The sequence below is a fragment of the Salegentibacter holothuriorum genome (assembly GCF_900168045.1).
GTDB classification, from domain to species: Bacteria; Bacteroidota; Bacteroidia; order Flavobacteriales; family Flavobacteriaceae; genus Salegentibacter; species Salegentibacter holothuriorum.
The window spans coordinates 410,978-424,409 of sequence record NZ_FUYY01000002.1; the positions used below are offsets into that span (position 1 = coordinate 410,978).

The following is a 13,432-nucleotide window of genomic DNA, read 5'->3' on the forward strand; positions in this document are numbered from 1 at the left end:
CCTGTTATTCTGCTAAAACTCCTTTATTGGGAATAATAGGGATTTCACGTAAAGCTTTTTCGTTTACGCTATTTTTTCTGAATAAATATTTCTTTTCAAACATTTTACCGTCAGCAAAAAAAGTAACCTGAAACTGGTTATTCAATGCGAGAACTTCTTCCTGGATAAATTCAATTTTAGCAAAAGATTTGGAGGGAAGCTTTTCCAGCTTATGGCGTATAACAGATGTTTGTTTGTTTTCATCGTAGCCTTTGCTTACAATTAAAGCCATCTCTATAGTTTCATCCCTATCGTTTATAAGATAAGCATTCCACTCATCCACTTTAAAAGACTCGTTATAGACCTTTACCGCCGCCACATAAACGTTTTCTACTTTAGGTATGTCAATATCTTTCTTCACTAATCTTCAATCTTATTTTTAGCCCATTTAAACAACCCCCAGAAAACAAGAGCTGCAATACCTAACAAAATAGCTCCCAGTGCCATTTCAATTATTTCTACTGCAACTAAAATAATAATAACCGCAAGGGCTAGAATACCCAATATAATCAATCCAATCTTTTTCATAATTATAATTATTTGTAGCTCCAGTCTTCCGCTAAATTAGCTAGAATGAGGATTTAAATTGTTCAAGAAATCTTACGTCGTTTTCATAGAACATTCTAATATCGCCAATTTGATAAAGTAACATCGCGATACGTTCTATTCCCATCCCAAAGGCAAAGCCCGAATATTCGGTAGGATCTATATTACAATTTCTAAGCACATTAGGATCTACCATTCCGCAGCCCATAATTTCTAACCAACCGGTTCCCTTAGTAATTCGGTAATCGGTTTCGGTTTCGAGCCCCCAGTAAATATCTACCTCAGCACTTGGCTCGGTAAATGGAAAATAAGAAGGTCTTAATCGAATCTTAGATTTTCCGAAGAGTTGTTTTGTAAAATAAAGCAGGGTTTGTTTTAAATCGGCAAAACTTACGTTTTTATCAATATAAAGTCCTTCCACCTGATGAAAAATACAGTGCGAACGTGAGGAAATCGCTTCATTTCTAAAAACCCGTCCCGGAGAGATTGTTCTAATTGGCGGTTTATTATTTTCCATATATCGCACCTGTACCGAAGAGGTATGGGTACGCAATAAAATATCTGGATCTGTTTGAATAAAAAAGGTATCCTGCATATCTCTCGCCGGGTGATATTCCGGCAGGTTAAGTGCGGTAAAATTGTGCCAGTCGTCTTCCATTTCAGGTCCCTCAGAAACATTAAACCCAATGTTAGAAAAGATCTCTATAATCTGATTTTTAACTATAGAAATAGGATGTCTGGCTCCAATCTCTATTGGCTCTCCCGGTCTTGAAAGATCGCCATAAATTCCATTTTCTTCCTGCTTACTTTCCAGGTTTTCTTTTAAGGCTGCAACTTTCGCCTCAGAAGCTTTTTTAAGAGCATTTATAGTCTGGCCAAATTCCTTTTTTTGTTCGTTAGGCACTTCTTTAAAAGAAGCAAAGAAATCATTTAAAATTCCCTTTTTACCGAGATATTTGATTCTGAATGCTTCTACTTCTTTAACCGATTCGGTTTTAAAAGCTTCTACTTCAGCTATATGTTGCTTAATTTTATCTATCATGAGATCCTTTTCTTTTCAGAAGGGCAAATTTAGTAAAAAACTTCGGAGCAAGCTCACGAAGCATTGTTATTGGAAAATATAATTCGGTTTCGAGGCAAGCCTCGGAGTATTAATTCTCGATTATCGAGTAAAAATGTAGTTTAAGGCAGCACGTGGCGCCTTTAATCTATATACTGGTTATTGATAAAATAATTCACAATGGCTTCTTTCATCAAAACCGACTGTTCACCGGCCTTAAGCGTAGGTAATTGCTCCAGGATTTTGTAATGTGGCCAACCATCTTCATCAAAATAATCAAACTCATAATAACCGTAAGGTTCCAACAAACGGCAAATAGCAATATGCATTAGATCTATTTTATGGTCTTTTTTAAATTTTTTATGAGGCTGCCCTAACTCCTGAACGCCAATTACATAAATTATCGCATCCAAATCCATTGATTCTCCATCGGCAAACTGGTTGGAAAGTTTCTTTTGCAAGCCTTCCCATCTACCTTTCAAATTTTCATCTCGTGTCATGCCGCAAAGATAATATCTTCCTTTTTGAATTTACGCCATAGAGAGACTTAAAATATTCAGCTAGCTTCTTCGCAAAATCTGTGATATTATTCACTTTATACTTACACAGGCTTGGCGCGAAACCCAAAAATTCTCCTATTTAATGCCTCGTGGCCTACCGCGAGGTAATTTACTATATTTGGCGTATGAATACAGTAGATATTGTCCTGGCCTTAATCCTGCTCTATGGACTTGTTAGAGGATTTTTTAGAGGACTTTTGGCCGAGATTGCTTCCCTTGTAGGTATTGTAGCCGGAATTTACGGAGCTATTCATTTCTCTTATGTATTAAGCGATTTCTTTTCTAATAATATGAACTGGGATACAGAATATGTAAACCTAATTGCTTTTGCTATCACGTTTGTTCTTATTGTCTTTCTAATCTCTCTAGCCGGAAAGATCTTAACGAAAATGGCCGGTTTTGCAGCGCTAGGTATCGTAAATAAGTTACTAGGTGCCGGTTTTGGCTTATTAAAAATGGCTTTTATAGCCAGTGTAATAATCATGTTTTTTGAAGCTACCAATGAAGAAATAGAACTGGTTAGCAAAGAGAAACTTGAAGATTCTAAACTTTACGCTCCGGTTAAAGTTATTGCTCCGGCAGTTCTTCCTTCAATTTTAAGAGAAGCCAGGGAAAGAGACCTGCTGGATGATGAAAGTGAACTTTTTGAACATAAAAATGAGGAAGTCTAGTGTTTAGACTTCCTCTTTCTAAAATAGTTTTTTATCAAAAGACTAAACTGGAACATCCAAACCAAAGTATCTCCTAAAGCTATCTGGATTGGTAACTTCTCCTTTACCGGACACCAATTTAATGGTGATATCCTTACGTTCGGCTTTTATTGCAAATTCATCTAGAATTTCCAAAACGTCATAATCCAGGACTTTAGTTTTCCTAACATCAATCAATACGGTTGCTCTTTTTGGTATTTCGTTTAATTCTCTTAAAATAGCACCTTTGTTTAAAAATGAAAGTTCTTCGGCAAGCGTAATTTTATAATTACCGTCATTAACCTCATAACCTTCTTTATGCAAGAAGTGAGAGTTTTTATAACTATTAATTAAAATAACACCTATACCAACTGCCAGACCAAGTCCAATTCCCATGAGAAGGTCTAAAAATACCACCCCAAGAATAGTAATCATAAAAGGAAGAAATTGCCCTTTTCCTAATTTAAACATTTGCTTAAATAATGCCGGTTTAGCCAACTTGTAACCTACCAGTAGAAGAACTGCAGCAAGTACCGCCAAAGGAATCATATTCAATACCGTTGGAATAGCGATAATGGAGAAAAGAATAAGAAAACCGTGTAAAATAGCAGACATTTTTGTTCTACCACCAGACTGCGCGTTTGTAGAACTTCTTACTATTACCTGCGTAACCGGCAAACCACCAATAAGTCCGGAAATCATATTACCAGCTCCCTGTGCATATAACTCACGGTTGGTGTTTGTTGTTCTTTTTAGAGGGTCTATTTTATCTATTGCTTCCACACTTAACAAAGTTTCTAAACTGGCAACAATGGCAATGGTTATTGCAACAACCCAAACTTCAGAATTAGTGATCTCGGCAAAGTTAGGCATAGAAAATTGCCCAAAGAAAGAAGCGGCACTATCTGGTACGGGTACGCTTACCAATTGAAAATCCCTGATTCCAAAAGTAGGTCCATCTACTAAAATATAATAAACTACCCCCATAGCAACGGCTACTAAAGGTCCCGGAACAATACTGAATATTTTGCTCTTTTTAGTAAGTACTTTTTCCCATAATAGTAAGATTGCCATTGCAACAATGGTTATTAACAGCGTACCATAATGAAGGTTATCTGTAATATTTCTGAACGCAGAACCAATTCCACCGTCTATAGAAAAAATTTCCAGGTCACTGGAAAAGCCAAAGACATTTGGAATTTGTGAAATAGCGATAGTAATACCTATACCGGCAAGCATACCTTTAATCACCGAAGAAGGGAAGTAATACCCAATAATGCCCGCTTTTAAAGCTCCCATTACAATTTGAAGAAGTCCTGCCAATACCACAGCAACTAAAAATATTTCATAGCTACCAAGTGATTGAATGGCGCCTAAAACAATTACTGCAAGGCCGGCAGCCGGGCCACTTACACCAAGTTGGGAATTTGAAATGCTACCTACCACAATACCTCCAACCATACCGGCGATTAAACCAGCAAATAATGGGGCTCCACTGGCAAGAGCTATTCCCAAACACAAAGGAATGGCTACAAAAAATACTACAATACTTGCCGGAAAATCTTTATTTAGATGTTTAAACATAAAATGCTTTATTAATTTTGAGATCAGGCCATTTCCCCTAAAAATTGATTTTAAGGGTATCTGGACTAATCACTATAGTCTAATTTTTTTAAAATAGTTGAATAGAATTTTTGAACCACATGCCATGTATATAACAGCGGATATTATGCAAAGTGTTTTGCACAAGATTTTTAAAAATTCAGTAAAAAGTTAAATTAGATTAAGCCTGTTTGGGCGGAGGGCAAATAACATCCAGAGACACTATAGGATAACTTTCTGAATAATAATCTTTGGTTAGGGTATGTTTCTGCAGATACTGTATGCTAGCGTAGTTAGAATTATGCTTCTCCAGATTAAACTCTAGATTAATTTGATTTTTTGACGAATTCTCTTCTTCATTCACATTAAACGCAAAAGAGATATCAACCGAATTATCAATATAGGCTACAATACTAGGTGTGGCAATAAACGCCATAAATATAAAGCTTAGTATGTAGGCCAATCTTTTCATAGCGGCAAAATAATGAGAAATGCTTCTAATTAAAAAGAAAAACCCATACTTTAATGTTAAACTAATATCAATATACCTTATAGTCGCCTCAAGTAATTATCTTCTATCCATCCCTGCGTACCATTTGAAAGCTCTATTTTAACCCATCCCTGGTAATCTTCAAGCACCTTTGCTTTAGTGCCTGCATGAAGACTAAATGTGGCATCACCTTTTTGTGATGGCTCGTTCTTTATAGGAGCTTCTTCAGCAAAAATAATAGCAAATTGATTATTAAACTGAATTTCCTGTTGCTGAAATGCGAAAAACACTGAAATACCACCTAACAGAAAAACAAAGATTGCCACGCCAAAGAAAATACGCTTTTGTAAAGAAGTTCTTCCGAAATAATAAAGTAAAAACAAAACCACAAAAACTATTGATAATGCAATAGCCAGATAAGCCCAGGTATTGTAAGAGAAAGTAGAAATAAAACTATTAATACTTTTTTGAAGACCGGTTTCCTCGTTTACCGGAATATCATCAATGGTCATACTTCGTGCAAATTCTATGTTGTTTTGCACATCTTCATCGGTGGGATCTAACTGAAGCGCTTTTTCAAAATAATAAATGCTGGGGGCTACATTATTTAATTTATAATGTGCATTCCCGAGGTTATAATAAACCGCCACAGAAGTTTCTCCATTCTCAAGGATCTTTTCGTATTTGTTTATGGCAGTTTCAAAATCATTGTTTGCATACGCATCATTGGCTTCTTCAAAAAGCTCTGAATTTTGAGCCTGCGCCAAAGTCGAAACAAATACCAGTAAAATAAATATCAAATTCTTCATTTCAAACAATTTACGACCACATTAGCAAAACTAAATTCCAATTTTTGATAATAAGCATTTTTATAAAATGCCCATTATGGGCTTTCATATTATAAATCTTTATCCAGTTTCGAGATTACTTTTACCGCTTTGTCATAATCTTCATGTTGTGCGGTATTTGATGCAGGAGTGTATCGGGCAAACTCGCAACTTTTCAATACAGTAATAAATTCTGCTGAAGTTTCCTCAGAAACATTTTTTTCATTTAGAATTTCTAAAATCCTTTCCTTACTCATTTCAGCAGTTTGGATGTGCAACTTCGCTTTTAAGTAATTATGCATTGCTCGCTCTAAAGATTCATAAAAGCTTTGTTGATCGCCAAGGTTCTTCTTCGCTTCAGAAAGATATTTTCTTGCCAGTTTATCGGCTTTCTTTCTCCTGTTTCCAGTAACATCAGCCGCTTTAGCTTCCCTCCTTTTTCCAAATAAAACAACTAATGGTATGGCTGCAAAAGGTAAAAATAGGGCGCCCCAAAAAGTCCAGGATCTAAAAAACGCCTGCTGATCTAGAGGATTTAAATTGGTGTTTGTTTTTATAAACCTAAACTGCTCTGAAGGAAGGTTTAGAGGTTGCTTATTGTTTCCTGCAATAGCATTTCCCCCGACGGCCACAGGCCCTTGTTCTACATCTATCACAATTTCTTGTGAAGACAGGCTTTTATAAGATTCACTTTTAGGATCGAAATAAGAAAAATTAAGCGGCTTTATTGGATATTGTCCCTTACGTGTTGGCACAATGGTATAGCTATCTACAATACTCCCCTGTTTCCCGTTAAGTGTTGTGGTTACGTTCTCTATTCTTTCCGGACTGTACATTTCTAAAGAAGAGGGTACTTCTAACTCGGGTAATTCAAATAGATTTAGGTTTCCATTTCCTCTAATTTCCACTTTAGCCTCCAAAGATTCTGAAGACTTTAATTTCTCTTTTGTAGTACTTACATCCAAACTAAACTTCCCTACCGCACCGGTAAATCCTAAGGGTTTGCCATCGGGCAAAGGTTTTACATCTATTGTTCTGGTGCCGGCAGCTACTGTTTTATTTATGGTTTTATAAATTCTGCTGCCAAAAATATCCCGCCTGTCACTGGGTACATCTACAGAAACCGACAACGTAAGTGGCTCCAGTTCCAGTTCTCCAGTTTTCTGCGGATAAAGCACTGCTTTCTTAAGTATTACATAACGGTATGGCTCACCCTCATATTCGCCATTTTCGGGTCTTAATTCCCTTATTTCGATATTCTGACTCCAGAAATCTGAAAACTTAGGACTGTCTACTTCCCGAAAATTACTCACGCTAATTCGCGGACTCACATATAATTTATAAACTACCGTAATGCCTTCATTTAAGTAAGGTGTCGCATCAGAAACCTCAGCCACCAAATGTAAATTATCTGAAGCTATTAATTCTGAATTATCACCATCCATAGGTTTTTCTACCGCAGCGGTTACCTGGATATCTATGGGTGTTGTTTTATAAATCTTATCATCTACGGTAATTTCTGCCTGGGCAATAGTCTTGTTACCCCGCGAATTAGGCTGTAGATAATAAGAATAAGTTTTAGAGTAAGTGCGATCTCCATTAATCCAACGATTACTTACCGATTGGTTTGGACCACCCACAACGGTAAATCCGTCAAAAGAAGGTGGACGAAAATTATCGCCATCCTGGTTCATCTCAAAATCTACCCTAAGGCGCTCGTTAACCCCAAGCTTATCCTTGCTCACTTTAGCCTCGAATTTCACCTGGGCCTGTAAACCAAGGCCGGTAAAAAATAAAACGCTGAGTATTAAAAATTTCAACTTCATTTATAAGTTCCCTTTTCTTTAAGGTAAGTATGATTTTTGCAATAAATTATATCAAAAATTTTACCAATCTTTTTCAGATTTCACTTTGGCTCCTTTTTGTTTCTCTGCATTTATTTTATCCTGCACTTTCCTTTCTTCATTGTTCATAGCCTCTAACAAGCTTTGTATTTGCTCTGGAGACAATTGTCCCTGAGTTGGTTGCGGTTGGCCCTGTTGGGGTTGTTTTTCCTTCTCCTTTTCCTCCTGGTCGCCCTGGCCATCTTGTTGATCTTTCTCGTCCTGATCGCCTTCTTTCTCTTCCTGATCTTTATTTTGCTGATCCTTATCTCCTTCGTTTTCTCCTTCTCCCTGATTTTCCTGGTCCTGATTTTCCTTATTTTCCTGATCCTCGTCCTGATTTTGATCCTGGTTCTCCTGGTCCTGGTTTTCCTGATCTTGATTTTCATTATCGCCACCGTCCTGGTTCTGGTCTTGTTGTTGCTGCTCTAGCATTTTCTTGGCTAATGCCAGGTTATAACGAGTTTCATCATCGGTAGGATTGTTTCTTAAAGCATCTTTATAAGCATCAACGGCTTCCTGATACTTTTTCTGTTTCATATAAGCATTTCCAAGATTATGATTTGCCTCGTGCTTTGCCGTTTTAGTATCGGCAACCTCAGCAGCCTGCCTAAAGCGTTGTGCGGCTTGCGGTGAATTTTCCCGGGTATAATACATATTTCCCATATTATACGGTGCAGTACTATTTTCCGCATCTCTCGCAATTGCTTTTCGGTAAGCGGCTTCTGCTTCTGGAAAATTATTTTCTCCCAGTGCCTCATCGGCCTCCTGCATAAATTGCAAGGCTTCTTTCCGGGCCTGTTCTCTCTCTTTGTCATTTTGTTGCTGGGCAGCAACTTGAAATGAAAACAAAAAGCCGAAAATCACAAATAAACTACCTCGAAGAAAGCTCATTAGATATTCGGAGAAAAATGAATATTTCAATTTAGAGTCAAGCCCCGAAGCATTTAAACCTCGATTATCGAATAATATGTTTGTTGAAAAACCTCTCATTAGATCACTCTCCTGTTCTTCTTTTTTCGTTGAATAAATTAAGTCTTCTTATCCAGCCGGTTTTACGTTCCAGCATAAATACGTCTAGCAACAGCAATAAAATTGCCAAACCAACAAACCACTGAAACTGCGATTTATAATCGGCAAATTGCTTGGCTTCAAATTCTGTTTTTTCAATGGTAAGTAACTCTTCCTGTACTTTTTCAGTAACTTCTGCGGTTACATTGCCATTGATATATTCGCCATTGGCCTCTTTAGCAATCTCCTGAAGAATGCTTGGATCCAATCTTGTTATAACCGTTTCGCCCTGATTATCTTTTTTATAATTCTGAATTACGCCATTTCGTTTTATAGGAATGGGGCCACCTTTGGTTGTTCCTACTCCAATAGTATAAATCCTAATCCCGGCCTCTGCAGCCTGCCTTGCCATGTCTTCAATATTTCCGCCGTGATCTTCCCCATCACTAAGAATAAACATTACACGGTTGGTTTGCTGATCATCATCAAAAAATCCGGTTGCCAGGTCTATAGCGTCTCCAATGGCCGTTCCCTGAGAAGAAATCATATCGGTATTCAAGCTCTCTAAAAACATTTCTGCAGAGCCATAATCTGTAGTAATTGGTAACTGCGGAAAAGCACTACCGGCATAAGCGATAATCCCCACACGGTCACTCCCTAAATCGCCTATAATTTGACGAACCAATTGCTTCGATTTTTCCAAACGATTTGGCGCAATATCTTCGGCCTCCATACTTTTAGAAACATCTACAGCAAAAACAATATCTACCCCTTCACGTTTCACGGTTTCTAATTGTGAGCCTATTTTAGGGTTTACAAGTCCTAAAACCAACCCGGCCAATGCAAATACGATCAATAATACTTTTAAAAATGGTTTGAATGAAGACCTGTTTGGCGATAAATAACTTAGAAGTTCGGGTTTAGCAAATTTAGAACGCGCACTTTTTTGCCATATCCTAAAAACAAGATATAGCAAAAGTACCGCCGGAATAAGCAGTAAGAACCATAAATATATTTTCTCTTCTAAGATCATTAAACTTCCTTTCTAATTTTAAATAAAGCCTTTAAATACAGTATATCTCAAGACAACTTCAAAAAGCAGTAAACCAAGTGCCAAAAGCACATAAGGTCTAAATTTTTCGGTATAATTATAATATCTGAATTCTTCAATTTCAGATTTTTCGAGGCTGTCTATTTCTTCATAGATCTCCTCCAGTTTTTCGTTATTGGTAGCCCTAAAATATTCCCCGCCGGTATCTGCAGCAATTTGCTGTAATAGCGCTTCGTCAATTTCTACTTTTTGTACGCCATATTGAAATCTTCCATTAGGCAAAGTTCCTACGGGAGTTAAAGCATTGCCATTACTTCCCACCCCAATAGTATAGGTTTTTATACCGAATTCCACTGCGAGTTCACTGGCGATTTTAGGATCTATAAATCCTGAATTATTCACTCCGTCGGTCAATAAAATAATCACCTTGCTTTTGGCGTCACTATCTTTTAACCTGTTTACAGAAGTTGCCAAACCCGAACCGATAGCCGTACCATTTTGCAAAACATTACTGTACTCAATTTCTTCTATGGCTCTTAAGGCAATACTTTTATCGCTGGTGATTGGTGTTTTGGTAAAGCTCTCACCGGCAAATAGCACCAGGCCAATTCTATCATTGGGCCTATTTTCAATAAATTCGGCACCCACTTTTTTTACCGATTCGAGTCGGTTAGGTTCAAAATCACGTGCCAACATACTGGCAGAAACGTCTATGGCCATCACAATGTCTATCCCACGAATATTGCTACTTTGCGTGGTAACATCTACCGTTCTTGGCCTGGCCATAGCAGTAATTAAAAGTGTCAAAGCCAGTAAACGTAATACAAAAAGCATTGGTTTTAATTTTGAAAGCAGGGATTGCTTCACTTTAAAACCTTTTACGCTAGACATTTTAAGCTCTGGAGTTTGCTGTTTACGTTTCCAGAAATACCAGGCCGTTGCCGGTAAAAGCAGCAATAACAGCCAGAAAAATTCCGGATTTTCGAATGTATAGTTAGCAAACATTATCTCGCCTGATTTTTTAATTGAACCGAACTTTCTATACGCTGTGAAATCTCTTCGGCATATTCATCATCTTCATTAAACACTACCATAATTTGTTGAAAACCGCCATTAGCACCAAAATTTAGAATGGCATATTTCTTTTTAATTGGTCCGCCGGTCACCGGATTTTCAAGATCAAAAGTTCCAAAAACTTTTATGCCTTCAGTATTATTAATGGTAGAAAAATCTTCCTGTTTCATTATGATATTTCGGGCACCCTGAGCTTCCAGAGATTCATAAATACCATCTACGGCTTTTTGCAAATCAAAATCACCTTGAGGATTCACCGGCCCGGTGATCAATAAAGTGTACAAATTACCTTCCAGCGTTCCTGCGTCAAAGGTTTCACTGCCCAATAACATTTCCTGGAGTTCGTCATCATAATCTACCGTTTTTCTTACCAAAACTTCGGGCGTAGTAATGGTCACTTGTGGCGTACCATATTCACTTCTAATCCAATCGCCTTCCAGTAATTCTTTGGTTTCATTTCCTAAAACCGAATCTTTTACATAGTCAAAACCTTTAGTGTTTACCAGAACGGTAAATACTATAAGGGCTAGAACCACAATTCCGCCAAGTACAGCGATAATTTTATTTCTTCTTTTTCGCCTTAATTTTTCCTTTCGGTAATTTTCATCCTGCATCAATTCCTCCTCTGTTGGCTCTGGAACTACCTGCCTAATGTCTTTTATTAGGTGCTCTACTTTGGTTCGATCGCTTTTGGCAGTGATCACATCGGGTCTTGAATTGGCAAATTTGGCCAAATCGGCACGCTTTAATAACTGCTGAAGGTTATCTATAGACTTATCCTTTAAGCTTAATTCACCCGCTTGCTTTCTTAATTCTAAATAGGCGATAAGTTCTGAAGTGGTGCTTTCCAGTGCCCTGTCGTAGATCTTTCTATCAAGATATTTTCTAACACTAAAGGTTAGCTGAGAATAATACTCTTTGATTTCCCTGTCTGGTAATAAAGAAGAATCATCTAATTGCTTTAATTCAAGCATAGCCTGCTCATACGGCGGTAATTCTTGCTTTTCTTCCTGCTTTTTCTTTTTTCTTCTGAAGAAATAATAGGCTATACCCAGCAAAACTAAGCCGGCAAGCACCCACCATACCCAATTTGGTACTTCAAAGGGTTTTGGGACATCTACCGATGGTTTTATAGGATACATTTTCTGGCGGGTAGTATCTACCTTTACATTGGCAACTTCAACCCTAAAAGAATCGGTTAAATATTCGCGGTTTTGTATTATAATTTTCTGCTTCGGAATAGTATAGGAACCGGAATCAAATTGGGTAAGCGAGTATTTCTTTAAAAGTTTAAACCGATCTTCAACCGTGGTAGTATCAGCTCCTAAAGACTCTACCATTTCCATAGGATCAAAAGTTTGGCCTTCTGGAAAAACCACCAAATTGGTAGAATCGGTCTCAACTTCAATGCTGTAAACAACCTGTTCCCCAATTTTTATAGAAGCAGAATCAATACTAGCACTTACCTTTGGTTGCTGGGCAAAAGATGGAAAAGATAACAACAGAAAAAGCAGCAAGGCTACCGCTTTGGAAATATTGATTGTTGTTATAGATCTATTTTTCATTCTTTTTAACCTCTTCTTTTAAAATAACCCAATAATTTTTTTACGTAGCTTTCATCTACGCGATTGTTAATAACGCCGGCTCCGCTTAGGGTGAAACTTTCATTAAAATAAGCCGCGCGCCCACGGTAATATTCAGCGTAATTTTTTCTAACCGATTTTGAGCCGGTATTAACGGTAACAAACTCTTCGGTTTCCTCATCCAACATTTGTACCAATCCTAAATTTGGAATTTCCTCCTCGGCGGGATCAAAAACTCTAATGCCGGTAACATCATGTTTATTACCTGCAATTTTTAAAGTTTGCTGATAGTCGTCGTCCATAAAATCTGAAAGCATAAAGACTATCGCCTTTTTCTTCATCACGTTAGAGAGATATTTTATGGCTGCTGCTATATCTGTTTTTTTAGACTGCGGCTTAAACTCTATTAACTCCCTTATAATTCGCAATACGTGATAACGACCTTTTTTAGGCGGAATATAAAGCTCAATTTTATCTGAAAAAAGCATCAGCCCAATCTTGTCGTTATTTTGGGTGGCCGAAAAAGCCAATGTGGCTGCAATTTCGGTAATAACATCTTTTTTAAGCTGATTTTTTGTTCCGAAGAATTCAGAACCGGAAACATCTACCATAAGCATCATTGTAAGCTCACGCTCCTCTTCAAAAACCTTTACAAAAGGCTCGTTGTAACGTGCGGTAACATTCCAGTCTATACTTCTAACATCGTCTCCAAACTGGTACTGCCTAACTTCACTAAAAGTCATGCCACGGCCTTTAAAAGTAGAATGGTATTCCCCGCCAAAAACGTGATCGCTCAAACGCCGGGTTTTAATTTCAATCTTTCTTACTTTTTTTAAAAGCTCTTTAGTATCCATAAGCCCCCTAGCCCCCAATGGGGGGATTTAAGATGGTTGAATTTATTTTTGAGGTATTACTTGTCAAAATAAATGAAATTAGGATTTGTAAGACTGCATCGCTTATCTAAGTGTTTCCCTTTCGAGCTTTTCCCGGTTTAACATCGGGAGATTCAGGGGGCCG

The 13,432-nt window shown here is 37.5% G+C and carries 14 protein-coding genes; 1 reads left to right on the forward strand and 13 read right to left on the reverse strand.

Translation table 11 applies throughout. The features are described 5' to 3' along the window. Window positions 1-4 precede the first annotated feature (4 nt). The 4 genes from B5X51_RS06220 to B5X51_RS06230 form a co-directional block, all read right to left on the reverse strand. Window positions 5-400 (reverse strand): hypothetical protein, encoded by a 396-nt coding sequence (locus B5X51_RS06220; protein WP_079720093.1) that lies wholly within the window; start codon window positions 398-400, stop codon window positions 5-7. Continuing rightward, on the reverse strand, window positions 400-567 hold the full coding sequence (locus B5X51_RS15895) for a hypothetical protein (RefSeq protein ID WP_176132730.1): 168 nt from the start codon (window positions 565-567) through the stop codon (window positions 400-402). Before B5X51_RS15895 ends, B5X51_RS06220 begins: the two co-directional genes overlap by 1 nt. Window positions 568-607: 40 nt before the next feature. Next, the gene (gene pheS / locus B5X51_RS06225) at window positions 608-1,627 is read right to left on the reverse strand and encodes a phenylalanine--tRNA ligase subunit alpha (RefSeq protein ID WP_079720095.1); all 1,020 of its coding nucleotides are present in this window, start codon (window positions 1,625-1,627) and stop codon (window positions 608-610) included. 161 nt (window positions 1,628-1,788) lie between these two features. Beyond that, complete coding sequence (locus tag B5X51_RS06230) at window positions 1,789-2,145, reverse strand: hypothetical protein (RefSeq protein ID WP_079720097.1); 357 nt, start codon at window positions 2,143-2,145, stop codon at window positions 1,789-1,791. Window positions 2,146-2,330: 185 nt separating this feature from the next. Between B5X51_RS06230 and B5X51_RS06235 the strand changes: the two genes are divergently transcribed. Next, complete coding sequence (locus B5X51_RS06235) at window positions 2,331-2,876, forward strand: CvpA family protein (protein ID WP_079720735.1); 546 nt, start codon at window positions 2,331-2,333, stop codon at window positions 2,874-2,876. Between the two features lie 42 nt (window positions 2,877-2,918). Here the strand turns inward: B5X51_RS06235 and B5X51_RS06240 are convergent, their stop codons facing one another. The 9 genes from B5X51_RS06240 to B5X51_RS06280 form a co-directional block, all read right to left on the reverse strand. Next, window positions 2,919-4,478: a SulP family inorganic anion transporter gene (locus B5X51_RS06240; protein ID WP_079720099.1), complete on the reverse strand. Its 1,560-nt coding sequence runs from the start codon at window positions 4,476-4,478 to the stop codon at window positions 2,919-2,921. A gap of 199 nt (window positions 4,479-4,677) precedes the next feature. Beyond that, window positions 4,678-4,932, reverse strand: coding sequence for a hypothetical protein (locus tag B5X51_RS06245; RefSeq protein ID WP_079720100.1), 255 nt, complete (start codon window positions 4,930-4,932; stop codon window positions 4,678-4,680). Window positions 4,933-5,045: 113 nt separating this feature from the next. Then, a complete protein-coding gene (locus B5X51_RS06250; protein WP_079720102.1) occupies window positions 5,046-5,795 on the reverse strand; it encodes an SH3 domain-containing protein in 750 nt (249 codons plus the stop codon). Between the two features lie 89 nt (window positions 5,796-5,884). Next, on the reverse strand, window positions 5,885-7,639 hold the full coding sequence (locus B5X51_RS06255; protein WP_079720104.1) for a BatD family protein: 1,755 nt from the start codon (window positions 7,637-7,639) through the stop codon (window positions 5,885-5,887). A gap of 60 nt (window positions 7,640-7,699) precedes the next feature. After that, on the reverse strand, window positions 7,700-8,590 hold the full coding sequence (locus B5X51_RS06260) for a tetratricopeptide repeat protein (protein WP_079720736.1): 891 nt from the start codon (window positions 8,588-8,590) through the stop codon (window positions 7,700-7,702). 103 nt (window positions 8,591-8,693) lie between these two features. Continuing rightward, window positions 8,694-9,740 (reverse strand): VWA domain-containing protein, encoded by a 1,047-nt coding sequence (locus B5X51_RS06265; RefSeq protein WP_079720106.1) that lies wholly within the window; start codon window positions 9,738-9,740, stop codon window positions 8,694-8,696. Between the two features lie 18 nt (window positions 9,741-9,758). Further along, the gene (locus B5X51_RS06270) at window positions 9,759-10,763 is read right to left on the reverse strand and encodes a vWA domain-containing protein (protein WP_079720108.1); all 1,005 of its coding nucleotides are present in this window, start codon (window positions 10,761-10,763) and stop codon (window positions 9,759-9,761) included. Continuing rightward, window positions 10,763-12,397 (reverse strand): LPXTG cell wall anchor domain-containing protein, encoded by a 1,635-nt coding sequence (locus B5X51_RS06275; protein ID WP_079720110.1) that lies wholly within the window; start codon window positions 12,395-12,397, stop codon window positions 10,763-10,765. The genes B5X51_RS06270 and B5X51_RS06275 overlap by 1 nt, the downstream gene beginning before the upstream one ends. 5 nt (window positions 12,398-12,402) lie before the next feature. Beyond that, window positions 12,403-13,269: a DUF58 domain-containing protein gene (locus B5X51_RS06280; RefSeq protein ID WP_079720737.1), complete on the reverse strand. Its 867-nt coding sequence runs from the start codon at window positions 13,267-13,269 to the stop codon at window positions 12,403-12,405. Between the last annotated feature and the right edge of the window lie 163 nt (window positions 13,270-13,432).